Origin of the sequence: Salimicrobium flavidum, assembly GCF_900156645.1 — a bacterium.
Taxonomy (GTDB): domain Bacteria; phylum Bacillota; class Bacilli; order Bacillales; family Halobacillaceae; genus Salimicrobium; species Salimicrobium flavidum.
Genome location: NZ_FTOC01000006.1, coordinates 55,756 through 81,531, shown reverse-complemented (window position 1 = coordinate 81,531; position 25,776 = coordinate 55,756). Strand labels below are relative to the sequence as shown.

The following is a 25,776-nucleotide window of genomic DNA, read 5'->3' as shown; positions in this document are numbered from 1 at the left end:
CGTTCGGTTTTTGTGTTGGGCTATTCAGTATTATCCTATATTCATTCCTTTACTATCAGAATACGAAAATCCAAAGAAGCGCAACGGTAATGACAAGGGTGATGGCGTAGATGATGCCCAGTCTCCGGAAACTTGAATTTTTGGTGGAGTCTGTTTTGAGGCTGTCGAGTTCCTCGCTGCTGTTAGCGACTTTTTCCTGTTTTATGAGATTTCTTCCGATGGAGATCGTACCTACGAGCGCGATAATACAGATGATGATAGCAATCGTATAATAAAGTGGATACATAAACACGCCCCCTTTTTAAATGGAATCGGGTATATGCCAAACATACTATGACTGCAAGAGAAACGCAATATTTTCACATTTTTTCCACGGTTTCCATTCCTAACAGATGCAGTCCTTCTTCTAGAACTTTTGTAACTGAAAAGACGAGGGTGAGACGCTTATCAAGCTGGTCGGCTTGAAGAATTTTCGTGTGTGCATAATACTGGTTGAAATACTTCGCAAGTCTCAGTACATAACGAGCGATGATGGAAGGGTCCGACTGGAGGAAGGCTCTTTCTATTTCTTCCGGAAACGCATGAAGCTGCTTAACGACTTCCCATGCGCTGCTGTCGTCCAATTCCGTATTCAAGGAAAATTCAGCTTTATCAAGCAGGGAAATGGCTCTGGCATACGTGTATTGGATGTAAGGGCCTGTAGTCCCTTCAAAAGTGAGCATATCATCAAGGGAAAACTCGACATCATTCAGTCTGTGATGTTTCAAGTCATGGAATATCACAGCCCCCGTGCCGATTCTGTTATTTCCACCTGCGCGCTCCCCAGCTTCCTGCAGTACATCTTCGAGGAGGATCGTTCTTCCTTTTCTCGTAGACATTTTCTTTCCGTTTTGAAGCATCATACCGAATGAGATATGCTGCATAGATGAAGCCCATGGGAATCCTGCTTTTTCCAGAACTTTTTTGATCTGTTCAAAATGGAGGGTCTGTTCATTTCCGACCACATACAGACTCTTTGAAAAGCCATAGGTGCGGTATCGATCGATGGCTGCGGTGAGATCTCTTGTCGCATACGTCGTTGTTCCGTTGCTTTTCACAATAAGGCAGGGAGGCAAGTCATACTCATCCAGTCGAACAACGAGAGCTCCATCCGATTTTTCCACCATCCCTTTTTCTTCGAGTAGAGAAATGGTTTCTTCCATTTTATCGCTGTAATAAGCTTCCCCACGAGTCATGTCAAAAGAGATGCCCAACTGTTCATAAATCTCATCGAACTTCAGGAGAGACAATTCTCTGAACCATTTCCATAATGTTACGGCTTCCGTACCTCCTTTCTCGAGGCGTTTGAACCATTCACGTCCTTCTTCTATCAGGGAAGGATCGTGTTTTGATTCTTCGTGGAAACGTACGTAAATATTGGAGAGCTCCTTCAATGGAGCTTTCTGTATGGTTTCTTCATCCCCCCATTTTTTATAAGCTGCAAGAAGGTGCCCGAATTGTGTTCCGTAGTCCCCGATATAATTGATTTTTACGGAAGTGTACCCGCATTTTTCAGCAAGCAGGGCGAGGGAGTTTCCGATGATAGTGGAGCGGAGGTGCCCCATGGAGAACGGCTTGGCTATGTTCGGGGCAGATAAGTCGAGTACGACACGCTCGCCTTCCCCGAAGGAATGAGAACCATAACCTTCCTGAAGTACACGGTTCAAGACATGATTGGTCATGAAGGGCTGATCTAGAAAAATATTGACGTAGCCGTGTACAGCTTCTGTTTTTGTGAAGATGGGATGAGTGAGCTGACTACTCAGTTCTTCCGCAATTTCTTTTGGATTCCTGCGAAAATGACCAGCTAGGAAGAAGCAGGGGAAGGAAATATCTCCGTGCTGGCTATGTTTCGGGTATTCAAGTTTTTGCTGAAGGTCCTCAGGAGGGAATTCTTCTCCAAGAATATGTGCAAGCTGCAGTGCTATGATTTCTTTTTCCATTATAAAAAACTCCTTTGTTTCGTGGATGAATGAGAGAATGCCTTCTTTTTAAAGCATGTCTCTGTCATCGTTCATTTTTGATTTCACCTCTACGTGGGAAGCGTTCGCCTGAATATTTATTTCAGGGGAGCTTAAAGCATAGAAAAACCCCCACGTCTAAAGAGACGTGGGGGTTCCGCGCGGTACCACTCTTTTAGCCCTAAGGCCACTTAATCAGGATAACGGGTTCGTCCCGGCGATAGCTACTGAATATTCACTGCCGCACCTCCGAAGTCCGGTTCCTCATCTTTTCTTTACCGGGCTTTCACCATCCTCCGGCTCGCTTGGAAAGAAAAAAGGAGTACTCTCTTCATCACAGGTACTATTCTATTAAAATGAAATATAGCACAGTGCACGAAGTTAATCAACAGCTGGATTAGAAAAAAGATTTTCGGGAAAAAGAAATGAAGAGGTGATAAGCAATGGAAAAACTGACAAAACTTGAACAAGCGAGACAAATAATTGATAAGGAGAAACTGTCACTCGTTTATATTTCACAGCCCTCGTGTTCCGTTTGCCACGGACTGAAACCGCAGATCGAGGGGTTGATGGAAACATATCCCGAAGTTAAAGCGATTCATCTGGATGCTACTGAGATTCCGGAAGTTTCCGGTGAATTCCAAGTATTTACGGTACCAGTCGTTTTAGTTTACTCCGAAGGCAGAGAATTGATAAGAGAAGCTCGTTTTGTGCCTGTAGGAGAACTGGACTATCAGCTGAATAAACTGCAGAACGCGATGAATGCATAAAGAAGAGCCGCTCCATAGAGAACGGCTCTTCATTCGCATAAGTCAACTTTTTTGAGGGATCCATCCCGGTACACTCATGATTCTTGTCCACATCGGCTCAGGTATGACTACTTGTTCCTGAGCTTCCATGTCCATTTCAGTGGCTATCAGCTCTTCTTTTCCATCCTGAATTTTCACAGCCCAATCGGGATCTATGAGAAATTCGCGGCCAAGGGCCAGTAGAGGGGCGGTTTCCAATGCATGTACTGCATCCTTTTTCGTCATTATTTCACCGACACCGATGACAGGCAGACGCCCTCCGATGTTATTCTGAATCTGCTGGATCACTGGTATTTCATCATCATCCCGGATCGATGTCTGATAAAAAGCCCGCAGAGAAACGTGAAGATAATCCAGATCTTTTTCCGCTAATTCCCCGACTAACTTCAACGTATCATCAAGGGTGATGCCTGGGGTATGAGGCTCTTCCGGCGATAGACGATAGCCTACGATGAATGGTGTCTTGGCATATTCATCGACACTCTGCTTTACTGCATCAGTTAATTCCAGAGGGAAAGTCATCCGCTGCCATACGTCTCCACCCCATCTGTCTGTCCGACGGTTGGAGTGTGGAGAGAAAAATTGCTGAAGAAGATATGTGTTAGCGCCGTGGATTTCCACTCCATCAAAGCCTGCTTCAATCGCACGTCTCGTCGCTTGTTTGAAATCTTCGATCGTTCGGGTGATTTCTTCAGAGGTCATCTCCCGTGGAGTTGCTGCTCCCTCGCGTTCAGGTGGAACAGCACTTGCTGAAACCGGAGTTTCGTCCGGAAGAAGGTGAGGAGGGCACATCCGTCCTCCATGATAAATCTGAAGAATCGCTTTTGCCCCTTCGTCATGTATGACGTCGGCCAATTGTTTCAATCCCGGAATAAGCTCGTCACGGTCCACACCGATTTCACCATCGAACCCTTTCCCCTGGGCATTCACGTTAGCACATGCTGTGATGACGGCTCCTAGTCCCCGGGATCTTCTTCTATAGTATTGAAGTTCTTTTTCTGATACCTGTCCATCGTCCTCTGACAGAAAATTTGTCATCGGTGCAAGTAACAGGCGATTTTTCATCGTTACGCCCGAAGGCAATGTATATGAATCAAACATGAAATGGTTCCTCCTTTGCCAATTTATAGTCTACCACTGTAGAATGTCGGGGTCTTCTCATGTGCTTATAAAGTAATTGTTCTGCGAATCATTTGTCTTTTTTAAAGTAGTCCATGTTATGATTTCGGTAAATATCATCAGTGCTAAATTACACGGGAGGAGAGAAAGCGATGGAACCATTTATTCGGAGTGACCAGTACCATTACATCAAGCAGCAGGTTCGGCACATTGTTCAGACAAGTGCCCTTATAAACGATCAGGAGATGGTGCAGACCATACAGGATCTCGGAAAGGATAAAATGATGGAGGTTTTCCATGAACTCACTGATCTGGAGCGAAGGATACTGGAAGGGATCACGAAGCTTGAAGATCGTACCGATGCAGAAATGTATGAGGCTCGCATACTGCCACTTGTCCATCCTTTTGAAATGCCTGCAGAAGAGGAAGTCAGAGAACTTTTCCCTTATTTGACGAAAGTGAAGCCTCCATTGCTGGGAGCGAATGTCGATGAACGCGATTTGACTTATCTCAGCTGGTTTGACGCCGGATTGGACAGGAAATTCATCGTAACTTACAGAAATGGTGAACTAGTGGGGATGGAAGGGTCTTTTACGTACAGTGGTCAGAAAAACCTCTGTTCCATATGTCGGGAGCATGAACATGTCGGCTTATTCGTTACCGACGTCACAGAATATAAAAGAAGAGGGAATTATGTGTGTAAAGATAGTGTGACCTGTAACAGGAACATTACCGATCAAAGACATCTGTATAAATTTATGGATAATATGAAAAGATAGGAGTCTCCCTACCTTTTTGAAATACCTCTACGTTCACTGGCCTTTCAGAGATACGAGTTGCTTGAAAACCACATCTTTTCGCGTTTGCTGAATATCTTCAAAGCTACCAGAAACAGTCTTCATTCCATGTACTTGCCAGCCATCCTTTCCTAAAGGAATAAAATCACCGATATTTTAATAAAATAATTATAGAGAGTGGGTTACAAAGGCATGTCACAAAAATTATTCTTCAGTGTACTAGGATTGTTATTGTTAGGGGCCTGTGAATCGGCGGAGAGCAAACAGAACGATTGGTTGTATCAGTTGCAATACGCTGAACCGGATGCAATCTCTAACAGTGAATACGAGACAGTAGTAATGGACCCAACGAGGGATGGTAGTAATGCAACCCGGTACACGAACCAGGAAATCAGTTCTATACAGGAAAATGGAACTAAAGTGCTCGCTTATATTAGTATCGGTGAAGCAAGTGCTTTCAAATCATACTGGAGCGAAGAGTGGGGAGAAGAAGTGGACGGCACTCTTGAAGTATCAGAGAGCGCTCCTGACTGGTTGGGACGTGACCCCAACCCTGCCTGGCCGGAAAGTGTCAAAGTCCGATATTGGGAAGAGGAATGGTGGAGGATTATTGAAGAAGAGCTTAATCGGATTCAGGAAGCAGGGTTTGATGGCGTTTATCTCGATCTTGTAGATGCTTTCGAGTATTGGGGAGACGAGCAAACCTATCAACAGGAACTTCGACTCGCAGGAGACCCCAGCAATCGGGAAGACGCCGCGATACGAATGATGGAGCTGGTCAATCGTATGGCAGCTTATCTACGGGACACTCAAGCGGATTTTGAAGTGTTTCCACAAAATGCCGAAAGCATCCTGTTTTTTGATGATGGAGAGTATTTGGAAGCGATAAACGGGATTGGAATCGAGGATACTTGGTTCAGGGAAGATCAGGCCATTGACTCTGAAGAAATAGAAACGCGCCTCTCTTATATAAAACAGGTCCAGGATGCAGATAAACAAGTGTTGTCTGTGGACTATGTTCGAGTGGACTCTCCTAGTCAACAAGATAAAGAAAGAGTGGAGGAATACTACTTGAAATGTAGAGAACAGGGTTTTGCCTGTTTCGCTGCTTATATGGACCGGGAGCTTGATGATTTCATTCCGCGTTGAACAGTTGCGCCTTCCAGAAGCTCCTGTCCTAAGCAGTAAACTTCTTTCCGAGGGAAAGTCACCTGGAAAAGAAGTCTCCTGCTTAAGCCAAAGCTTCTAAACGGAAGGTTCCGCTTTTCTTTGTCCAGCTGCAGCGTCCAGAAATCCGTGTCATAAGTAGCTCGGCTCAGAAAAAAGCAAGGACACCTTTTGTCTGTCCGGTCTACTTATGCCAGTATTTCTTAGCGGACGCTTCCGCTTTTCTATGTTGAATTTTCCGACTTTTTTATTTATACTTAACATACCAACTGGTTAGTATGTGAGGAGGGGAAGGATTGGACTTTTCATATAATGAAAAGACGAAAGAGTATCAGGCAGCTATTCGTTCTTTTATGGAGGAGAACATTTATCCGAATGAAGATACATTCGTGAAACAATTGAACAATCAGGAAAGTCGCTGGGAGGAAGTCCCGCAGATTATTGAAGAATTGAAGAAGAAAGCTAGGTCTCAAGGGTTATGGAATCTTTTTTTACCTGACGAAGAGTCGGGAGCCGGTTTGACGAATGTCGAATATGCTCCACTATGTGAAGAGATGGGGAGATCGATGCTGGCCCCGGAGGTTTTCAACTGCAATGCTCCGGACACCGGAAACATGGAACTATTATCTATGTACGGTACGGCGGAGCAAAAAAAGAAATGGCTCGACCCTCTTCTTGCGGGAGAGACTCGTTCGTGTTTCGCGATGACGGAGCCGGAAGTCGCCTCCTCGGATGCTACGAACATCACGGCGAAGATTGAGAAGAAAGGTGAAAACTACATTATAAACGGAACGAAGTGGTGGTCGACAGGAGCCATGGATCCCAGATGTTCCTTTGCGATTTTTATGGGGAAAACGGATGAAGAAGCACCGAGACATAAACAACAATCGATGATCATTGTGCCTCTGGATGGGAAGGGAGTTACCATCAAACGTCCTTTATCTGTGTTCGGTTATGATCATGCCCCCCATGGTCATGCGGAAATCGAATTCGTAGACGTACAGGTCCCGGAGGAGAATCTGATTCTGGGCGAAGGACGGGGGTTTGAAATAGCTCAGGGAAGATTGGGGCCGGGAAGGATTCATCACTGCATGCGCCTGATCGGCGCAGCTGAACGCGCTCTTGAAGATTTATGTAAGCGCGTTCAGAATAGGGAGGCATTTCATCGTCCTTTGGCCGAGCAGGGTGTAATCAGAGAATGGATCGCCGATTCACGCGTGGAACTTGAGCAGGCCAGGCTCTTGACGCTTCAGGCAGCTTATCAGATGGATACGGAGGGTAACAAGCAGGCGAAAGCGGCTATCGCTATGATAAAAGTGACAGCCCCTTCGATGGCTCTTAAAGTGATTGACAGGGCGATACAGGCGCATGGAGCAGCTGGTGTAAGTGAGGATTTCACATTAGCGATGAATTATGCGAATGCACGAACATTGCGTCTGGCGGATGGCCCTGATGAAGTCCATAAAAGACAGATTGCGAAAATGGAACTTTCCAAATACGAGGAGGATATACATGCACGTACTTGACTTGTTTCAAATGAATGGAAAGACCGCAGTCATTACCGGTGGGGGACGAGGACTCGGGGCTCAGATGGCCGAAGGGCTTGCTGAAGCCGGAGCGAACGTGGTGTTATGCTCCCGAAAGCTCGAAACCTGTGAAGAAAAAGCATCAGAGCTTAAGGAAAGGTACGAGGTGAAGACGCTGGCGATTGCATGTGATGTCACGGATGAAGAAAGTGTGAAGGAAGTGATCGGACAAGTGGAAGAAGAGTTCGGTTCTCTCGATGTGCTGATCAATAACAGCGGTGCTACATGGGGAGCTCCTGCATTGGAAATGCCTATGGAAGCTTTCCAAAAGGTTATGAACGTCAACGTGACGGGAACGTTTTTAATGAGCAGGGAAGCGGCTAAAGTGATGCAGAGACAGCAGGCAGGAAAAATCATCAATCTTGCATCAGTAGCAGGATTTGGGGGCGCAGACCCGCAGCTTATGGATACGATCGGATACAATACGAGTAAAGGGGCTATCATCACGTTTACGAAAGATTTGGCAGTGAAGCTCGCTAAAGATAACATCCAGGTGAATGCGCTTGCTCCCGGATTTTTCCCGACAAAGATGTCGGAAGGACTTCTGTCCATGAATGGGGATTATATATTGGAGCGGACACCGATGAATCGCTTCGGGGAGGAAGGAGAATTGAAAGGAGCTGCTCTATTCCTCGCCTCAAGAGCTTCCGATTACGTGACAGGGGACATCCTCACCGTAGACGGGGGTATGCACGCTACTTGTTGAAGAAGGAGTGACCTCTAGTGAAGAGTAAGATAATAGAGACCAGTATTTCATTATTCGGTCAGCGGGGGTTCAAAGAAACATCGATCCAGGACATCGTAGATCAACTCGGACTTACGAAAGGAACATTCTATTATTATTTTAAAAATAAAGAAGAGGTTCTTGTTCAGATTCATGAACGCTTCATCGATGATTTACTGGAACAACAGAATCATATTATGGAAAGCACGTTGACCGAGAAGGAGAAAATGCATGAACTGGTGACGATGATGATCAGAAATATCCGTACGAGTGTAAATAGTGCCATGATTTTCTTTCGGGAAATGAGACATTTGAATGAAGAAAAACTATCCTATGTCAGAAAGAAACGGGACCTGTTTCAGAAGAATATCGAAAAACTCGTACAAAATGGAATAGATAGGGAAGAGTTCCGTAAAGATTTACGGGCGGATATGATTTCCTATTTCATCCTCGGAATGGCGAACTGGAGTTATTTCTGGTACGAACCTGGAGGTGAAGTCTCCGAAGGTCAGTTGGCGGATATATACACTGCCCTTTTATTACAGGGGCTGGAGAAGAAGGGATGAGAAAAGTGCATGAACACTCGATTAAAGTGAGGTTTTCGGAAACGGATCAGTTGGGGCATGTGAATAACAATAATTATTTTGTGTATATGGAAGAAGCGAGGATCCATTTCTTCGAAGCTCTGGACTTGGTCGGAGACGGAGAATGGAAATTCGTTGTGGCATCGGTGAAATGTGATTTCATTCAACAACTTTACTTCGGGCAGTCGATCACTATTAAGAGTTTTGTGACGAAAATAGGCAACTCGAGTTTTCATTTACAGCAGAATATTCATGAGGAAGGTAGTGGGAAGCTGGTGGCTGAAGGGAATTCTGTTGTCGTACAGTTTGATTTCGCTACTCAAAAGAGTGAGCCGATGTCCGAATGGATGAAGCAGCAGCTTGCTTCGTGTCAGTTTGAAACGACAGAAGGGAGATGAAGGAATGGATACACAGGAAGTGAGAACCGGAGAGGAAGTGGACAGGGGAGCAGTCGAAAATTATATAAGGGAAACGTTCAAAGATTTTCCCGGGCCTCCATTACAGATCCGCCAATTCGGGGCGGGCCACTCCAACCTCACGTATGAACTAAGCTCCGGGTCATGGGAAGCAGTACTGAGACGTCCTCCGAAAGGGCCTTTGCCTCCAAAAGCTCATGATATGGAAAGAGAATACAATGTCCTCAAGGCTATCCACCCTTTTTTTCCATTAGCTCCCGAGCCTTTGGCATTCGAGGAAGGTAAGGTGTTGGATAAACCCTTCTTCCTCATGGAGAGAAAGTACGGAATTGTCTATGACACACAGTGGCCGGAAAATATCACCCCGTCTGTCGAATTGGCGCAAGATATTTCCCGGGAAATGGTCGATCGTTTAGTGGAACTTCATTCGATTGATTACAAGGAGACGGACTTCAAACATATAGCCAGACCTGAAGGATTTATGAAAAGACAGGTGGAAGGCTGGATAAAAAGGTTCGACAAAGCACATACTTCGGATGTGGAAGAAGGAGTGGAATTGAAAGAGTGGTTGCTTGATAATATTCCAGAGGACGGGGAGAGCACAATCATTCATTATGATTATAAATTGAACAATGCCATATTTTCGAAAGAAGACCCTTCACAAATGATAGGACTGTTCGACTGGGAGATGACTACGGTCGGTGACCCTCTCGCAGATGTAGGTGCCGCTATGAGTTACTGGATGGAAGCGGGAGACCCGAAGGAGCTGAAGGAGGGACTTGGTCAACCTCCGCTTACGACTGAGAAAGGTTTTTATACCAGAGAAGAATTCATGGAGCGGTATGCCGAAAAAAGTGGGCGTGATTTGAAGGATATGAATTTTTATCTGGCGTTCGCTTACTTCAAATTGGCGGGGATCGTTCAGCAGATTTATTATAGATATAAACAGGGCCAAACGGATGACCCCCGTTTTCAGCATATGAATCATTTTGTGAACAAGCTGGTGAGTCAGGCTGCAAGGCAGGCTGGAATAAATGAAAGGCTCTATTAAATTTCGGTGTTGATATTTATAAAAAAATAGGACTTCCAATTATATTGGAGGTCCTATAATGAATAATTGTCTTATAAAACTAACGCACCCGTTAGCACAATAATTTACTTAATTTTTTCTTCTAAACCTTTGACTCTTTTTTCTAATTGTTTTGCCTTCTTTTCCGCTTCGTATGCGTTATAAAATGCTCCTAATGCAAGAGCCAATGCAACCAAAACCCAATACCAATCCATTTTATTTCCTCCTATGTTAAACATCGTAAATTTCATAATATCACATCTAAGAAATCTTCAACTAACCTGTTCAATTAGTTGAAAAGATACTATGTCGTGAACTTGGATAATCTCCACCTATTATAGGTTTCTAGATTTGGAATCAGATTTCCTTTTATCAACATTGACGTTTAACAGAGCCAAATGAAAAAGAGAAAGGGGAATAATAATGAAAGCTATACAATTCAAAGAATACGGGGAAGCGGATGTATTGAATGAAGTCGATCTTCAGACCCCGGAACCGGAAACTAATGAAGTGCTGATCGAAGTCAAAGCGATTGGCGTGAACTTCGCTGATACGGCCAGGAGAAGGGGCGAGTATGTCGTACCGACTCCACTTCCCTTCGTGCCTGGTGCGGAAGTAGCCGGTGTGGTTACGAAGAAAGGGGAAGGAGTTACTGACGTTCAGGAAGGTGAGCGTGTGGTGACGCTTGTAGAATCCGGAGGCTATAGCGAATACGTCACAGCAAGCGCGTCTTCTCTCATTCCGATTCCTGAAGGAGTTACAGATGAAGAAGCGGTGGCTCTCCTTCTGCAGGGCTTGACGGCTTACCATCTGATCAGCACGATGGGGCGTTTGGAAAAAGGGGAAACGATTCTTATTCATGCAGCTGCTGGTGGCGTAGGTGCCCTCGCAGTCCAGCTTGCCAAACATTTTCAGGCCGGAAACATAATTGCCACGGCGAGCTCCGAAGAAAAGCTTCAGTTCGCAAAAGACCTTGGAGCGGACGCTGGTGTAGATTATACAAAACCGGATTGGAAACAGGATGTCCTTGATAATAGTAACGGGAAAGGCGTGGATGTTGCTCTCGAGATGGCAGGGGGAGAAGTCTTCGAGGAGACGTTGAAGACGATGCGCGCTTTTGGACGCGTGCTCACGTACGGAGTAGCAAGTGGTGTTCCGCCTCAGCTGAATGCTGCCAGTCTGATGAATCGCAATTTGTCTGTCATCGGGTTCTTCCTCCCTCAGATTATGAAATACCCTGAACTTGTTCAGAAAAGTATGAAAGAACTGCTGACGTTAGTTCAACAGAAACAGTTGCGGCTTCATATCGGTGGAGTATATTCCCTCTCCGAAGCCCGTGATGCTCATAAGGATCTTGAAAATAGAAAAACGATGGGCAAACTGGTCCTCAAACCCTGAAAAGAGCTGCTCGCTAGCTCTTTTTTTCTGGAAACAGTCGCTGATTTTTGGAGAATGACATTTTTCGGAAAAGAATTGTTTAATCACCGATGATTCGCGGTACATAATTAATAACCGAAAAATACAAATAAGGAGGCGCATTACTATGCCGTGGAATACGCAGGATTATCCAGACTCTTTGAAGAATCTTGATACAGCCGTCAGAAAAAAAGCGATTACAATCGCCAACGCTATGCTTGACCAAGGATATAAGGAAGATAGAGCGATACCGATTGCTACGGAGCAGGCGAAAGAATGGTATGAAACTGCTTCCGATCAGGATATTAACCAGGTGAAGCAGATGACGGACCGGCAATTGGAGACTAGAGATGACAACAACCCCGAGGACAGTCGCCCGGAGCTTTTGGAAAAAGGGGAGCATGTTCTTTCTCATGAAGACGGTTGGGCGGTCAAAGCCCAGGATGCGAAACAGCCTTCAGATGTGTTTGAAAAGAAAGAAGATGCTGTACGCAGGGCGAAAGAAATAGCGGAGAACAAAGGCACGAACGTGGTTATTCATAAAGAAGACGGAACGATCCAGGAGAATACTTCTTATTAGTGACTATGGAAGACAATTAGAAAAGCGGAAGCTCTCCATGAGCTTCCGCTTTTCTAATAGATGACTGGGGAGTGTTACTCCGTGTGGAGGTTTTTGTAATCTTCATACGGAACTTCCACCGTAAAAAAGGTACCGTCGTTATCTTCTGTTGCATCAATTACCACATGCGAGGAACCGAAAATTGCTCGAAACACTTCATCACCGTTGTCGAACGGGGCATCCAGATTGAGGCCGGTAGATAAAATGGTGTGACGGTTTTCTTCGGTGAGTCCACTGATTTCCTCAAGCTCTATCATCGGCCGGACCATCCCGCCATCCGTTTCGTCCTCCGTATAATCGTAGGATAGATATATGCTCACGAGAGAGTCGGCTTCGCCGAGCATATGTGTAACGATTTCTCTCAATTCCTTGGTATCGATCAAATAGCGGACCTCCACCGGTTCCAACTGTTTTAAGTAGTCGTTCATTCAGTCCCTCTCCTTTATGAAAAAATCTTGTAAGCTTCGTGCCGGATTTTATAGTGTTGATTTTATATGTAAATTTATAAAAGAAAAGCCCTTCCCTCTATCTCTCGATAAAGGAAAAGGGAAGAAGTCTTGAAGGCTTTGGCGAAAATGTTGTAGGGGGAAGTCATTTTCCAAATTATCGCCTTCCGTACTACCTTACCCGTTACATATATTTAAAAACATGAATTATGTTCATTTATCGATAAAATTTCTGAATTTCTTTTTCCCTTTTTGGAACAAGGACGTCGAGGCCAAAAAATCAAAAGATACAGAAATGATCAAACCATGCAAAATGACTCCGAGGATGGTAAAGATGACAACGATGGCCTGTCCCCCACTAGTAACGGGATCGAAATTGGTTCTTCCGAAGAAAGTGATGGAGAGAATGGCTGCTATGAAAGCATCTGAATAGGATTCGAGCTCTTCCTCCATCCAGGTGAGAGGGATGATCAGCAGGAATATCGATATACTGATGGCTCCTGCGACAAACCCGAGGTGTTGCCTTTTCAAAAACCGTAGGAAGGGTTTTGTATAGTACTTGGTGATCGATTTCAGACGGAGCAGATGCAGAATACGTGCGACCCGGGCAAGCTGGAATACTGCGTCCAAGGGAATGGCGGCGATGACGATAAAGGGATGTTTTTTTATGAAATCCCATTTACTTTCACTTTTATAGAGACGATAGAGGAAGTCGAGAAAGAAGATCGCCCACGTTCCCCAGATAATAAAGCTGTCATATTGCATCTCCTGCCAGATCGTTGCTACGGAAAGTCCGGCTAGAAGGACCATGAATATTTCGTATGTAGTTTGTCCGGGTCTTCTTTTCCAACGATTCATATCCGGCCCTCCTTTGCGGAACAATTATAGCACGTTTCTTTACCAATCAAGAAATCATGGAAAAAGGTTTCCGGTGGAGATGATTCTTCCATCCCTTCGAACACCTATTTCTTTGAAGTATATACTATGTGGAGCGTGTCTTTAAAAGAGTAGCTTCTTTCAAAATTACAAGGACTTTCAGTACATAAAAAACTACCCTTGGGATAAGGGTAGTTTTATGCATCCATGCCGTCATGCGGTTTGATGATTCCATAAATCGTTTCGATGTATGGGAGCGTAAGTTTTTTCTCACTTGCAAGTCGCATAGCTCCGCCGTGGAGATGTTCGACTTCGAGAGGCAACCCTTTTCGACGATCCTGGTGCATAGAAGAAGTCATATGGTCTTCGAGCTTCTTCAATTGTTTGAAAGCATGGTCCACTTCTTTTTGACCGATTTTCACTCCATGCGCCACACTCAATCGTTGCATATCCTCAAGCATACGCTCAGCTATTCGAAATGTCGGAGGGGAATCACGGATTTCTCCGATAGCTGTATTCATAGCTGTCGTTATTCCGGAAAACGCTGTGATGAACATGTATTTCTTCCAGATTTCCTCAAGGATATCCGAACTCATCCGAATGTTCATTACAGCCTGGTTGCTTGCTACGGATAACTCTTCGCAAATAGCTTCTTGAGAAGGGTGAAGAGGACCGAAAACGATATCGTGGAATTCGCTGGTATGCTCCACATGGCCTTTGTCGTCAAGAGTAGCGATGATAAAGGCAAGGCCCCCGAGTACTGCTTCTTCTCCCAGTTCTTTTTCCAAAGTGGCGTAGTGTTCGACGCCGTTCAGAAGCGGGAGGACTTTTGCACCTTTCTTGACCAGGTCTTTCAGCCAGGGGAGTGCTCCTTCGATATGATAGCCTTTGACTGCAAGAACAACGAGATCCGGTTCCTCTATTTCAGAAGGGTCTGTTGCCACATTAGGGTCATTCCATTCAGTATTTTCAACAGGACTGTTGATTTTCATTCCGTGGGTCCTGAGTTGCTCAGCTCTTCCTTCACGCACGAGATTGATGACCGTGTGCCCTGCGTCATGCCATCTCGTTCCAAAATAAGCACCGATCGCGCCGGCGCCCATCATGACTATTTTCATCAGACTTCCTCCTTTCCTGTTCGTAACTGACGCTTATTTTTTGGCTGTGGACATCCCTGCATCCACAATCAAAATAATTGCGGTGATTGTGTGCATGATCCAACCGATGATAGGAATGATTCCGACAGCATTTGCAATCATACCGACTACACTACCGGAACTGAATTCGCTTTGTTTCACGGAAATGATCAGCACGATCAAGTGAAATACGAACATGAAAAGAAGCGGTTGCCAGCCTCCACTCAGGATGAATGCTCCTCCGGCAATCGGAATAGCCAAAAGAGCTTCGCATATTCCTGTAATCCATTTCAATAGAGTTGTTGCACTCATTCCGGGTACCTCCTTATTGTTTGTTGAGCGCTTCCTGAAGTTCTTTCAGAAGTTGATCGGCCCCTTGTTGACTTAACACAATACCGCCAGCATACTCTTTGTTTTCATCATCTATTTCTCCTGTGACCAAACATTCTTTGGCAGGACGGTATTTCTGTAAAATGACCTTTTCTCCATCGACGAAGACTTCCATCGGGTCATTTTCATTGATATTCAACGATCTTCTCAGTTCTTTTGGGACTACGATTCTTCCCAGGTGATCGACTTTTCTTACGATGCCTGTACTCTTCATAATCGACGCTCCTTTAATTTTACTTTAACTGATTCGTTCTTTACCTCTATTTCCTGTTACAAACCAATCTTAAACAACTTTATGCATAGAGATGAAAAAACAATACAGCAGATTATAGAGAGCGATACCCACGCCTTTTGCTAAGGGTAAATGAAAAGCACTCCAGGGCTTTAGGGCCGGGAGTGCTTCGTTTGAAAATCATCTATTCGCTTTTTGAAGTTTTTTGATCATTTTAAGGGAGCGACCGGTCCCGATAGCCACCGATTCCAGAGGGTTCGGAGCCATGTGAACGGGCACAACTATTTCATTCGATAGCCATTCCTGGAGGCCATTAAGAAGGGAGCCTCCTCCAGTAAGTACTATTCCGCGGTCGACGATATCCCCGCTCAGTTCGGGAGGGCAGCTCTCGAGCGTGGTTCGTATAGTTTCGAGTAATTGAGAGAGGATTTCTCTTAGAGCTTCTTGTACTTCCGTCGAGGATAGTTGAATCGTCTTCGGAAGCCCGGTCACCATATCCCGTCCCCTTACATCCATCGTTTTTTCTTCGTGCTCGACGGGGGCGTAGCCGATTTCCATTTTGATCATTTCCGCTGTCCGTACGCCGATTAGAATATTATAATGCTTGCGTACATAGGTTGCGATTTCTTCATCGATCATGTCTCCACCCGATCGCACGGAATTGCTGGAGACAACGCCACCGAAGGAGATGATGGCGACTTCGCTCGTTCCTCCCCCAATATCCACGATTACGTTGGCAACCGGTTCATCGACGGGGAGGTCGGCACCTATAGCTGCAGCTATAGGTTCTTCGATTAAGTGGACCTGCTTAGCTCCGTAACTTTTCACGGCATTTTCAATCGCTCTCCGTTCGACGGATGTAGAGCCTGAAGGAGTACAGACGACGACCGTAGGTTTTCTGATAGAAAGGCCGGATGATTTCCCGGCTTTTTTCAGTAAGATTTTAAGCATTTGAGTAGTCATGTCGAAGTCGGCGATGACCCCGTCTTTCAATGGTCGCACCGGAATGACATTTCGCGGTGTTTTTCCTACCATTTGTTTCGCTTCTTCCCCGACAGCAATCACGGACTTCGTGTCTGTGTTATAAGCTACGACGGAAGGTTCATTCAAAAGCATTCCCTTTGACTTGGAATAAATAAGTATATTGGCGGTACCGAGATCAATCCCGATTTCTTCGTTTGCAAACATTTGTCGTCACTCCATTGTTCGTAGTTTCTCCTAAAGCTATACTATCATTATAGTGTATTTCCGGGGGTAGTCATAGAATTTAATTGATTTTTCTTTTATAATTGAATAAAAGGTGAGGACGGGGGGATTTTCAGTGGCCGGATATTTGACGTATGACGATATACTGAAAAAAAGTGAACGATTGAATGAAGAATATGAATTGGACGTCTCGGTATTTGAAGAGGTCGTAGAGGATCTTCTTGACAGTGAAAAAGATACGGAACGTGTTGTACTTGAAGGGTTCGAAAAACTTCTGCAATCCGTAGATCAGACAATGGGAGATATGGATGCTTTCATGGAAATGAAACCGAATTGTTTTATGGGCTGTGCTTTTTGCTGCTATTTCCCTATAAGACTAAGCAAAATGGAAGCGAAGCTCTTTTTTAAATCCATCGAACACATGGACGAGGAGAGGAAAGAGGGAATATACAGTCACTGGGAAGGCTATTATCAGAAGTTCGCCGATAAAGTGGATACGGCGCTCGCGATAAATGAAGATGACCCGGAGATGAAACTGAAATACAAACAGTTGAACCTGCCATGCCCTATGCTTGATGAGGAGAACCAGCTTTGCAAAGCTTATGAAATCCGACCGGTCCCGTGTCGTACGTATGTGAACTATTCTGATCCAACAGTCTGTGCCACTCAGCATATGCCGAAAGAGACGTTCAGTTATGACTTTCTGTACACGTTTTATTTTCAGGCGATGAATGAACTTCTTCAGGCACTTTATGAAAACGGGGAAGAGCTTCCTGTCGAGTACCCCATGGATGCCTGGAGCTATGATTATCTGCCCGGTTGGATTATGCAGTACCGGCAGGGAGAGCTTGAAGTATGAAGGGGGAGACAGATGGATCTCAGTCATATCATCGAAGAGAAAATCAAGAGAGCTGTAGATCAAGGGGATTTTGATAACTTACCGGGGAAGGGAGAGCCGCTTCCAAAAGATGAATTCGCTCATCTTCCTGATGATCTCAGAAATAGTTATCGCGTACTGAAAAATGCAGGGATGCTGCCTGAAGAGATGCAGGTGAAAAAAGAGGTTGTGGAGCTCGAAGAATTGCTGGAGACGATCGTGGATACGGATGAAAAAAAGAATGTAGAGAAGAAACTTACCGAAAAACGCCTCCGCTTCCAAATGCTCATGGAAAAAAGAAAGATGTCACAGTCCCCGGCATATAGCCAATACAACAATGCCATAGCAAATAGATTTTAGCGCGAACAAGCAGGGATTCACTACTGCTTGTTTTTTTAGGTTATATTTCTGTACAGACGGGTAAATAACAACATACACAATTGTAATCTTTTTGTAATATTTATGTATAATAGATATAGATGAAGGGGAGAGACATCATGAAACGAATCATAGGGACAGCATTTGTATTATTTACAATACTACTGATAACTCCCGCATATGCCGAGAGCGATCTGCAGATTATGGAAAAGGAAAACACCGACCTCCAATGGGAGTACTTCCGGGAGGGAGGCACTCCTCAAGGGCTGATAACCAATAATAACCCGTATATCACTTATTACATTTCGGTGGATGCCGGAAGTGACGGTTCGTACTTACTTAAAATGTTCTTGAACGGGAAAGAGGTTCCCGCTTCCTATAACCCAGCTACTAATAAACTGACGTACCAGGCTGGTACATTAGAGGGCGATAATCGCGTCAAAGTCGAATTGCACAGTAACGGGAAAGTACAGGAATGGTCCTGGTCCTTCTCAGTAGACGCTACGCCAGTACGTCCGATGGCAGGCGCGGATATGGAACTCCTGCAACATATTCAACAAGAGGCGGTTACTACCATCAATGATTACAGAGAAGAACTGGATATCCCTCTTTTCACCTCTAATGATAAGTTACAGGAAATCGCTCAGGCCCATTCCAATTACCTGGTCGATCATTCGAGGGATGGCCACTTGGAGAGGAATCCGGAAAGTGAATGGTTTACGGGCTACCAGATGGGAGACCGCGCTAAGTATTTCAACTACTCCGGCTTCATCGGAGAAGGGATCGCTTTTCAGGAAGCTGATGCTGAAGGCGCTGTTAGTCGCCTGTTCGATGCTCCCTATCACCGCATGAGTCTTATCGACCCGAGGTTTCAACAGGTGGGAACAGGCTATAATAGTTCCGGAGATTTCGTAGCGAACTACGGTGGTTCAGGAGTGATTCAAAGTCCTGAGACGATCGTATATCCTTATAATGATCAAAAAAACGTGAAGTTGTCCTGGTATGCATTTGAAGTGCCGAATCCGTTGAGATTCTATGATAAAGACGCAACGTGGACAGGTTATCCGATAAGCTTCGGGTATTTCGGTTCCCCTCAAGATGAATTGGAAGTGAGGGAAGCCGGCTTGAAGGATGAGAACGGAGAAACGGTCGAAGTGTATGAAGTTCTTCCGTCCATGGAGGAAGCGGGGAACAAAACTCATGCTTTCCTGATTCCGAAAGAACCACTTACTCCCGGCATGACATATGAAGCAACGGTAGATGCTTCGGTACGATATAGTGCTTCAGAAACGACCGATGTTTCCAGAACTTGGAGTTTTACTACCGCTTCTTCTCTAGAGATCGATTCGGTTTACTTTGAAGAGCAAAACGGAAATACGTTCCTCAAAGAAGAATGGGCTTCCGGTGTAGACCCTGAAGCGGAAATCGTGCTTGAAAAAGATGGTGAAGAATACATTCGAAAAGAAGGCAGCAGCCAGACGACGTCCGCTTCACTGGAACCAGGCGATTATCAGATGACCGTGAGCAGCCCGTTGTTCGATGAGGAGAAAGTTTATAACCTTGCGATTCAAAATGACCAGAAACGGACGTATCAATATGCCAGTTCCTGGAATGTTACTGAATTCAGTCCACAGCAAGCAGAGATGACAAGGGAATCGGTGTGGAACAGCTACGGGGATTGGGAGCCGGCAGAAAAGGTCGCTTCCGCCAACAAAGAATGGACGGTAGCATTCAATCAGTCTATGAAAGATGTGGAATCTCTCAATCGTTTGATTTATGTCATCGACTCTGAAGGGAAAGAAGTTCCTGTAACTGCCGAATGGAAAGGAGAGGAGCGGAAAGAAGCGCTTATCTCTCCGAAGGAAAGCTACGAAGCGGGTGGCTATCTACTCGTTATTGAACCGATGGAAGGTGCGGAGAATAATCGTATGAAAGATGGCGTGCGAATGGCTTTCACAGTAGAATAAATCAAAAAACATCTCCTGCTTTTACCGGCAGGAGATGTTTTTATGGAATGAACCACTTTTTGGTCGGCTTCTTTGTTCATAATCCGGTGAACTCCGTAGTCCGCATCAGAGGAAAAAATGAGCGAAATCCTATGAAAGAACAGTCCATTCCGGAACTTATTAAGCGGAACGGCGCTCTTCTTTGACCACTTTCAGGAATCGTTTCGTTTCTGAAACGACTACACCTGATAGTAGAAGCAGTCCGATAAGGTTAGGGAAAGCCATGAGACCGTTCATGATGTCCGCGAATGTCCATACGGTACCGAGTTCAATGACAGCACCGATGAATACGAAAGCAACGAAGACCGCTTTATAAATACCGAGCCCTCTGTCATTCGTAAGATAACCGAAGCACTTCTCCCCGTAGTAGGACCAGCCTACAATGGTGGAAAAAGCGAAAAATATCAATCCGATGGTTACGATATAGCTTCCGAAATCCCCGAGAAAAACACTGAAAGATTCGGTAGTCAAAGCTGCACCGTCTTCACCATCCGGCCCATATTGACCTGCCATAACAATGGTGAGTCCAGTCATCGTACATACAATGATCGTGTCAATCAACACCTGGGTCATAGAAACAAGTGCCTGACGTCCCGGATAGTCTGTTCGTGCCGCGGCTGCAGCAATCGGGGCTGAACCGAGTCCGGCTTCGTTAGAGAAGACCCCACGTGCGACCCCGTATCGGATAGCTGTTCCGAGTAGTCCTCCTCCTACTGCCTGGCCAGTGAAAGCATCTGTGAAAATCGTACCAAAGGCCGGACCGACAAGTTCAAAGTTAGTAATTATAATGATTAATGCGCCAATGATGTAAAGGGTCGCCATAATAGGTACGAAAAATGCTGTAACACGACCGATACTTCTGATTCCTCCCAGTAACACGAGAGCTGCGAAAACGAGTAGAATAATACCTGTCACCCAAGTAGGGACACTGAATGTCTGGTTCATAGCGTCCGATACGGAGTTAGCCTGAACCATGTTGCCGATTCCGAAAGCGGCTATAGCGCCAAAGATGGCAAACAACACCCCGAGCCATTTCTGACCGAGTCCGCGTTCCAGATAATACATCGGCCCGCCGGACATCTCCCCGTTTTTATTTTCGACGCGGTATTTTACGGCCAGTATAGCTTCCGCATATTTAGTGGCCATACCGAATACGGCTGTGATCCACATCCAGAAGACGGCTCCCGGTCCACCGAGAACGACAGCGGTAGCAACACCCGCAATATTACCGGTCCCGATTGTGGCAGCTAATGCAGTAGTAAGCGCCTGGTAATGGGAAATATCCCCTTTCTCTCCTTTTTGTTGAGCTGCCGGAGTGAAAGCCAGCTTCAGAGCGTAGGGCAACATCCGGAACTGTAAAAAACTGAGCCGTAACGTCAAATAGACACCTGTACCAACTAGTAGTACGAGCAGTGGCCATCCCCATACGAAGCCACTGATGTTTCCGAGTACTTCATTTAATCCATCCATATGTATCCCCCTTTTGAAAAAAATGCTTACATACTAAATATTCCGAAAATTTGGTTAAAAGTCAAGGTTTTTGTGAGAAAAGATGAAGGAAGGGCGAAAATCCGTTATAATGTATGAAAAGAAGGAGCGTGGTATGATGATTCGGGTATTATTCGTATGCCTCGGGAATATTTGCAGGTCTCCGATGGCTGAAGCTATATTCCGCAGCAAGGTCGAACAAGAAGGACTTGAAGATAAAATAGAAACGGATTCTGCAGGAGTGGGTCATTGGCATATAGGATCGAGACCTCACCGGGGGACAAGGGAGATTTTGACGAAGAATAACATCGATACTGAAGGAATGATTGCAAGACAGATCAAAGAAGATGACTGGAACGAGTTCCAGTATTTGATTGCCATGGATGATAACAACATTAACGACTTGCGGGCGATCAACGAAGTGGAAGGTGTGATAGTACAGAAATTGATGGACTATGTGCAGGATGCTCCGAAGAGGGAAGTCCCTGATCCATTCTTCACTGGGGATTTTGACGAAACCTATGCACTGGTGCTTCGTGGTTGTGAACGGTTGCTTGAAGAGATCAAAAATGAACATAATCTTTGGTGAAGGCAGTTCGACTGCCTTCATTTTTTTGAAAAATTAATGCTGTTGGATTGATTGTTGGTACAGACGATTGCTATAGTGGTGAAAGTAAAAAAAAAGAAAGGTGTGTATACAGATGAAAAGAAGTCTTATGACTCTTTTTGCTATAGCCTTTGTCTTGCTTCTGGCGGCTTGTGGTACTAGCGGAGAAGAGAGCTCAGGAAGTGAAGAGCAGAGTGGAGAAAATAGCGGAGAAGAACAATCCCTGTTTGACGAATTACAGGAAGAAGGGGCCACTGTCGCGACCTCGGGTACTCTTATTGCAGCGACATATTATCCTGAAGGATCTGATGAACTGACAGGATATGATGTGGAAGTGATGAGGGAGATCGGTGAGCGTCTTGATATCGATATCACTTTTGAAGAGATCGGTGTAGACGGAATGCTCCCTGCGCTGAAGAATGGACGAGTAGACATGGTCGCGAACGATTTTGAGATTACGGAAGAGAGGAAGAGGGATTTCGCATTCAGTGAGCCCTACAAATACTCTTTCACTTCCATCATTGTTCGTGAAGATGATTTATCCGGGATAGAAACGTTTGAAGATATTCCCGGGAAAATCCACGGGGGAGGAGCTACGACTACGCACTCCCAGCTTGCTGAAGAACTTGGAGCAGAACTGAAAACATATAATAACGTTACGAATGATGTATACCTGCGTGATGTGGAGAACGGACGTACAGATTTCATCATCAACGACTATTATCTGCAGAAGCTTGCTGTAGAAGCACTGCCGGACATTGATGTCCAGATTCATCCGGACATCAAATTCAATGAAGCCAAAGTAGCAGCAGTGTTGCCAAAAGGTGCCGATGAATTGAAGCAGAAAGTCGATGAAACGATCACTGAAATGAGAGAGGATGGAACTTTGAAGGAGTTGTCCGAAAAGTTCTATAATGCTGATGTTTCCCAGCCTCCAGAAGAAAATATCCCTTCGATGGATGAGTTGGATCTGTAAGGAGAGACTCTTATGATCGGGATAGAGATAGATGAATTTGAACCGGGAAAAATGTTCAACCTGGAACGCTCGATTGAAAACCTCCCTCTCATATTAGAGGGGGTACCTTATACTTTGCTTGTGGCGCTGGCTGGGATGCTGCTAGGCCTGACGTTAGGTTTTTTCCTGGCACTGGCGAGGTCTTCGTCACAATTATGGTTGCAACTGCCTGCAAGATTTTATATATCTTTCATGCGAGGCACACCTATTCTCGTGTACCTGTTTGTCATTTATTTCGGTTTTCCGGCGGTCGGTATAGAAATCAATGCCGTTTCAGCTGCTATACTAGGGTTTGGAACGAATAGTGCAGCTTATGTAGCTGAAATAATCCGGTCCTCTCTCTCAAGCGTTGATGAAGGGCAATGGGAATCTTCCCAGGCTCTCGGTTTTTCCTATTGGAAAACGCTGCAAAGGATCATTGTGCCTCAAGCGACCAGGATCGCTATTCCGCCACTTGCCAATGTGTTCCTGGATTTATTGAAGGCTACTTCTCTTGCTGCTATGATCACGGTGCCGGAAATTTTGAATAAAGCCCAGATGGCCGCGGGAAGAACGGTCGATTTCATGACGATGTATATTACAGCAGCTCTGGTATATTGGGGACTGACACTGGTTTTCTCTGTGTTCCAAAATTACCTGGAAAAAAGATACAACAGATACATTTGAACGCCTCCGGATTTCCGGGGCGTTTTTTCTTTACATTCAAGTAAAGCTGCTATATAATCTAAATCGTAATCATTCTTATTTAGTGAAAAAAGGAGGGAAACGTATGGATCAAGAACCACTTATTGAACTCGACGGAGTTTCTTTCAAATATGATAGAGAATGGGTTGTTGAAGATGTGGATCTGACTATCCATAAAGGACAGTTCCTGGGTCTGGTCGGACCGAATGGCTCAGGGAAGTCCACTCTGATTAAACTGATGCTCGGTCTGGAGAAGCCGAATCGTGGACAAATCCGCCTCTTCGGCAAACAGGTGAAAAAGTTTAATAGGTGGCAGGAGGTCGGATTCGTTTCCCAGAAAGCGAACAGCTTCAACTCAGGATTCCCGGCAACTGTCTACGAGGTAGTACGTTCCGGGCTCGTTTCCCGTATGAATATGTTCCAGCTTTTCAAGCCTACCCATAAAGACAAAGTTTATGAAGCACTTGCTGAAGTGGAAATGAAAGAATACGCGCACTACTCTATCGGTGAACTCTCAGGTGGTCAGCAGCAGCGTGTCTTTATTGCCCGAGCCCTTGTCAGTGACCCGTCCCTGATTATTTTGGACGAGCCTACTGTCGGAGTCGACAGTGAACACGTAACCGCTTTTTATGACCTTCTTGGAAAGCTGAATAGAGAACGGAACCTCACTCTTTTGATGGTAAGTCACGATATCGGTACCATCACCAGTCATGCGACACATGTAGCCTGTATGAATAAATCCGTTCACTTCCATGGTTCCACCGAAGATTATCATCATATGGATGATGAAGATTTGAGCGGGATATACGGACATTCTGTTCAGCAGTTGACCCACAATCATGAGGTGACACATCCATGATTGAAGCCATTTTTGAATACGAGTTTTTACAGAATGCAGTGATCACCGGTCTTCTGATCGGTCTTGTTGCCCCGCTACTCGGGGTTTTTATTGTGGTAAGGCGTCTTTCTCTTATCGCAGATGCCTTGTCCCACATCACTCTTACCGGTATCGCCGCCAGTCTCCTCATTGAGAAGAGAGTTACTGCTGTGAATGACTGGAATCCCATGTATATGGGGATGGCTTTTTCAGTGGTAGGAGCGGTTTTCATCGAAAAATTGAGGAAGGTGTATAAGCACTACGAAGAACTGGCCATCCCGATCATGCTTTCAGGAGGTATCGGCCTCGGTGTCATACTTATTTCTCTTGCGGACGGTTTCAATACGGACTTATTAGGCTATCTGTTCGGCAGCGTCACTGCCGTGAGCCGGGACAATATGTGGACGGTAGTGATCATCACCACGATCGTAGTATTGATTGTGCTGGCGTTTTACAAGGAACTTTTCGTTCTTTCTTTTGATGAAGAACATGCATCTATTGCAGGCGTTAATGCCAAATCCATTCATTTCCTATTCATTGTAATGGTTGCGCTTGTTATTGCTTCCGCTATGCAGGTCGTAGGTATCCTGCTGGTGTCTGCACTTATGACCCTCCCTGTGGCTGCAGCTCTTCGAATGTCGGTAAGTTTCAAACAGACGATCGGTTTGTCCGTATTGTTCGGGGAAATTTCCGTCGTGACCGGATTGATCAGTGCCTATCAGCTTGACGTTCCTCCTGGTGGAACGATTGTCATGGCTGCCGTTGTACTGTTGTTGCTCAGTATCGTTTATAGGAAAGTCCGTCGTTCAGGGAATTGGTGGAAAGGAGAAACAATATGAATACATTCGACCTGGCCTTACAGCAACTGAAGGAAAAAGGATATAAAAAAACGAAGCAACGGGAGCGGATCATTGAGATTTTCGCTTCACATGATCAGTATGTCCCTGCAAAAAAGATCCTACAAGATATGCAGGAAGAGTTCCCTAGCGTAAGTTTTGATACCATTTACAGAAATCTTTATCTTCTATCAAGGGAGAATATGTTAGAAGCTACCGAACTGGAAGGAGAGAAACATTTCCGACTTAGTTGTGGTACAGGTCACCATCACCATCATTTCATTTGTACAGATTGCGGGAAGACGAAACTGATTGAATTCTGTCCGATGGAGAGTATGGAAGAAGATTTGAAGGGGTATGAAGTCGAAAACCATAAATTCGAGATATACGGAAAATGCCCGCAATGCGGATGATGC

30 protein-coding genes and 1 other annotated feature are annotated in these 25,776 nt (G+C 45.1%); of the genes, 19 read left to right on the top strand and 11 right to left on the bottom strand.

Features of this window, described 5'->3' with window-relative positions; translation table 11 throughout:
- Positions 1–55: 55 nt before the first annotated feature.
- Together BW944_RS09685 and argS are read right to left on the bottom strand one after the other, a co-directional pair.
- Positions 56–286 carry a hypothetical protein gene (locus BW944_RS09685; RefSeq protein WP_076559167.1) on the bottom strand — a complete coding sequence of 77 codons (231 nt, stop codon included), beginning with the start codon at positions 284–286 and terminating at the stop codon, positions 56–58.
- Between the two features lie 73 nt (positions 287–359).
- Positions 360–1,982, bottom strand: a complete 1,623-nt coding sequence (gene argS / locus BW944_RS09680) for an arginine--tRNA ligase (protein WP_076559165.1) — start codon at positions 1,980–1,982, stop codon at positions 360–362.
- Between the two features lie 157 nt (positions 1,983–2,139).
- Positions 2,140–2,347: a binding site (T-box leader), on the bottom strand.
- A 96-nt stretch (positions 2,348–2,443) separates the two neighbouring features.
- Here argS and BW944_RS09675 point away from each other — a divergent pair.
- A complete protein-coding gene (locus BW944_RS09675) occupies positions 2,444–2,770 on the top strand; it encodes a thioredoxin family protein (RefSeq protein ID WP_076559164.1) in 327 nt (108 codons plus the stop codon).
- A gap of 42 nt (positions 2,771–2,812) precedes the next feature.
- On the opposite strand, the gene BW944_RS09670 is transcribed toward BW944_RS09675, so the two are convergent.
- The gene (locus BW944_RS09670) at positions 2,813–3,910 is read right to left on the bottom strand and encodes an NADH-dependent flavin oxidoreductase (protein ID WP_076559162.1); all 1,098 of its coding nucleotides are present in this window, start codon (positions 3,908–3,910) and stop codon (positions 2,813–2,815) included.
- 170 nt (positions 3,911–4,080) lie between these two features.
- Here BW944_RS09670 and BW944_RS09665 point away from each other — a divergent pair, with 170 nt between their 5' ends.
- The 7 genes from BW944_RS09665 to BW944_RS09635 all read left to right on the top strand — a co-directional run bounded on the left by BW944_RS09665 (position 4,081) and on the right by BW944_RS09635 (position 10,253).
- Positions 4,081–4,707, top strand: coding sequence for a FusB/FusC family EF-G-binding protein (locus BW944_RS09665; RefSeq protein ID WP_076559160.1), 627 nt, complete (start codon positions 4,081–4,083; stop codon positions 4,705–4,707).
- A 210-nt stretch (positions 4,708–4,917) separates the two neighbouring features.
- Complete coding sequence (locus BW944_RS09660) at positions 4,918–5,874, top strand: MJ1477/TM1410 family putative glycoside hydrolase (RefSeq protein ID WP_084193705.1); 957 nt, start codon at positions 4,918–4,920, stop codon at positions 5,872–5,874.
- Positions 5,875–6,188: 314 nt separating this feature from the next.
- Positions 6,189–7,418, top strand: a complete 1,230-nt coding sequence (locus BW944_RS09655; RefSeq protein WP_076559153.1) for an acyl-CoA dehydrogenase family protein — start codon at positions 6,189–6,191, stop codon at positions 7,416–7,418.
- Positions 7,405–8,184: an SDR family oxidoreductase gene (locus tag BW944_RS09650; RefSeq protein WP_076559151.1), complete on the top strand. Its 780-nt coding sequence runs from the start codon at positions 7,405–7,407 to the stop codon at positions 8,182–8,184. The genes BW944_RS09655 and BW944_RS09650 overlap by 14 nt, the downstream gene beginning before the upstream one ends.
- A gap of 17 nt (positions 8,185–8,201) precedes the next feature.
- Positions 8,202–8,768 (top strand): TetR/AcrR family transcriptional regulator, encoded by a 567-nt coding sequence (locus BW944_RS09645; protein WP_076559148.1) that lies wholly within the window; start codon positions 8,202–8,204, stop codon positions 8,766–8,768.
- Positions 8,765–9,184, top strand: coding sequence for an acyl-CoA thioesterase (locus BW944_RS09640; RefSeq protein WP_076559146.1), 420 nt, complete (start codon positions 8,765–8,767; stop codon positions 9,182–9,184). The genes BW944_RS09645 and BW944_RS09640 overlap by 4 nt, the downstream gene beginning before the upstream one ends.
- A 4-nt stretch (positions 9,185–9,188) precedes the next feature.
- The gene (locus BW944_RS09635) at positions 9,189–10,253 is read left to right on the top strand and encodes a phosphotransferase family protein (RefSeq protein ID WP_076559144.1); all 1,065 of its coding nucleotides are present in this window, start codon (positions 9,189–9,191) and stop codon (positions 10,251–10,253) included.
- Between the two features lie 104 nt (positions 10,254–10,357).
- Here the strand turns inward: BW944_RS09635 and BW944_RS15360 are convergent, their stop codons facing one another.
- Positions 10,358–10,486, bottom strand: a complete 129-nt coding sequence (locus BW944_RS15360) for a hypothetical protein (protein ID WP_268794106.1) — start codon at positions 10,484–10,486, stop codon at positions 10,358–10,360.
- A gap of 208 nt (positions 10,487–10,694) precedes the next feature.
- Here BW944_RS15360 and BW944_RS09630 point away from each other — a divergent pair, with 208 nt between their 5' ends.
- A complete protein-coding gene (locus BW944_RS09630; protein WP_076559142.1) occupies positions 10,695–11,669 on the top strand; it encodes a quinone oxidoreductase family protein in 975 nt (324 codons plus the stop codon).
- Positions 11,670–11,814: 145 nt separating this feature from the next.
- Positions 11,815–12,267, top strand: coding sequence for a DUF2188 domain-containing protein (locus BW944_RS09625; protein ID WP_076559140.1), 453 nt, complete (start codon positions 11,815–11,817; stop codon positions 12,265–12,267).
- 74 nt (positions 12,268–12,341) lie between these two features.
- Here the strand turns inward: BW944_RS09625 and BW944_RS09620 are convergent, their stop codons facing one another.
- The 6 genes from BW944_RS09620 to mreBH all read right to left on the bottom strand — a co-directional run bounded on the left by BW944_RS09620 (position 12,342) and on the right by mreBH (position 16,574).
- Positions 12,342–12,734: a hypothetical protein gene (locus BW944_RS09620; protein WP_076559138.1), complete on the bottom strand. Its 393-nt coding sequence runs from the start codon at positions 12,732–12,734 to the stop codon at positions 12,342–12,344.
- A gap of 231 nt (positions 12,735–12,965) precedes the next feature.
- Positions 12,966–13,610: a hypothetical protein gene (locus BW944_RS09615; RefSeq protein WP_076559136.1), complete on the bottom strand. Its 645-nt coding sequence runs from the start codon at positions 13,608–13,610 to the stop codon at positions 12,966–12,968.
- Between the two features lie 215 nt (positions 13,611–13,825).
- Positions 13,826–14,746: a ketopantoate reductase family protein gene (locus tag BW944_RS09610; RefSeq protein ID WP_076559134.1), complete on the bottom strand. Its 921-nt coding sequence runs from the start codon at positions 14,744–14,746 to the stop codon at positions 13,826–13,828.
- 33 nt (positions 14,747–14,779) lie between these two features.
- Positions 14,780–15,076, bottom strand: a complete 297-nt coding sequence (locus BW944_RS09605; RefSeq protein ID WP_076559132.1) for a hypothetical protein — start codon at positions 15,074–15,076, stop codon at positions 14,780–14,782.
- A gap of 13 nt (positions 15,077–15,089) precedes the next feature.
- Entirely contained in the window at positions 15,090–15,368 is a 279-nt protein-coding gene (locus BW944_RS09600; protein ID WP_076559130.1) for an AbrB/MazE/SpoVT family DNA-binding domain-containing protein, read from the bottom strand.
- A gap of 198 nt (positions 15,369–15,566) precedes the next feature.
- The gene (mreBH, locus tag BW944_RS09595) at positions 15,567–16,574 is read right to left on the bottom strand and encodes a rod-share determining protein MreBH (protein WP_076559127.1); all 1,008 of its coding nucleotides are present in this window, start codon (positions 16,572–16,574) and stop codon (positions 15,567–15,569) included.
- Between the two features lie 133 nt (positions 16,575–16,707).
- Between mreBH and BW944_RS09590 the strand changes: the two genes are divergently transcribed.
- The 3 genes from BW944_RS09590 to BW944_RS09580 all read left to right on the top strand — a co-directional run bounded on the left by BW944_RS09590 (position 16,708) and on the right by BW944_RS09580 (position 19,814).
- Entirely contained in the window at positions 16,708–17,451 is a 744-nt protein-coding gene (locus BW944_RS09590) for a YkgJ family cysteine cluster protein (protein ID WP_076559125.1), read from the top strand.
- 12 nt (positions 17,452–17,463) lie between these two features.
- On the top strand, positions 17,464–17,829 hold the full coding sequence (locus BW944_RS09585; RefSeq protein ID WP_076559123.1) for a DnaJ family domain-containing protein: 366 nt from the start codon (positions 17,464–17,466) through the stop codon (positions 17,827–17,829).
- A gap of 137 nt (positions 17,830–17,966) precedes the next feature.
- The gene (locus BW944_RS09580; protein ID WP_076559120.1) at positions 17,967–19,814 is read left to right on the top strand and encodes a CAP domain-containing protein; all 1,848 of its coding nucleotides are present in this window, start codon (positions 17,967–17,969) and stop codon (positions 19,812–19,814) included.
- Between the two features lie 159 nt (positions 19,815–19,973).
- On the opposite strand, the gene BW944_RS09575 is transcribed toward BW944_RS09580, so the two are convergent.
- Positions 19,974–21,323, bottom strand: a complete 1,350-nt coding sequence (locus tag BW944_RS09575) for an alanine/glycine:cation symporter family protein (RefSeq protein WP_076559118.1) — start codon at positions 21,321–21,323, stop codon at positions 19,974–19,976.
- Positions 21,324–21,459: 136 nt separating this feature from the next.
- Between BW944_RS09575 and BW944_RS09570 the strand changes: the two genes are divergently transcribed.
- The 6 genes from BW944_RS09570 to BW944_RS09545 all read left to right on the top strand — a co-directional run bounded on the left by BW944_RS09570 (position 21,460) and on the right by BW944_RS09545 (position 25,773).
- Positions 21,460–21,930, top strand: coding sequence for a low molecular weight protein-tyrosine-phosphatase (locus BW944_RS09570; protein ID WP_084193711.1), 471 nt, complete (start codon positions 21,460–21,462; stop codon positions 21,928–21,930).
- Positions 21,931–22,042: 112 nt separating this feature from the next.
- Complete coding sequence (locus BW944_RS09565; RefSeq protein WP_076559116.1) at positions 22,043–22,924, top strand: transporter substrate-binding domain-containing protein; 882 nt, start codon at positions 22,043–22,045, stop codon at positions 22,922–22,924.
- A 12-nt stretch (positions 22,925–22,936) separates the two neighbouring features.
- On the top strand, positions 22,937–23,629 hold the full coding sequence (locus tag BW944_RS09560) for an amino acid ABC transporter permease (protein ID WP_076559114.1): 693 nt from the start codon (positions 22,937–22,939) through the stop codon (positions 23,627–23,629).
- Between the two features lie 103 nt (positions 23,630–23,732).
- The gene (locus tag BW944_RS09555) at positions 23,733–24,506 is read left to right on the top strand and encodes a metal ABC transporter ATP-binding protein (RefSeq protein WP_076559112.1); all 774 of its coding nucleotides are present in this window, start codon (positions 23,733–23,735) and stop codon (positions 24,504–24,506) included.
- Positions 24,503–25,363 (top strand): metal ABC transporter permease, encoded by an 861-nt coding sequence (locus BW944_RS09550; RefSeq protein ID WP_076559110.1) that lies wholly within the window; start codon positions 24,503–24,505, stop codon positions 25,361–25,363. The genes BW944_RS09555 and BW944_RS09550 overlap by 4 nt, the downstream gene beginning before the upstream one ends.
- On the top strand, positions 25,360–25,773 hold the full coding sequence (locus tag BW944_RS09545; RefSeq protein WP_076559108.1) for a Fur family transcriptional regulator: 414 nt from the start codon (positions 25,360–25,362) through the stop codon (positions 25,771–25,773). Before BW944_RS09550 ends, BW944_RS09545 begins: the two co-directional genes overlap by 4 nt.
- Positions 25,774–25,776: the final 3 nt, after the last annotated feature.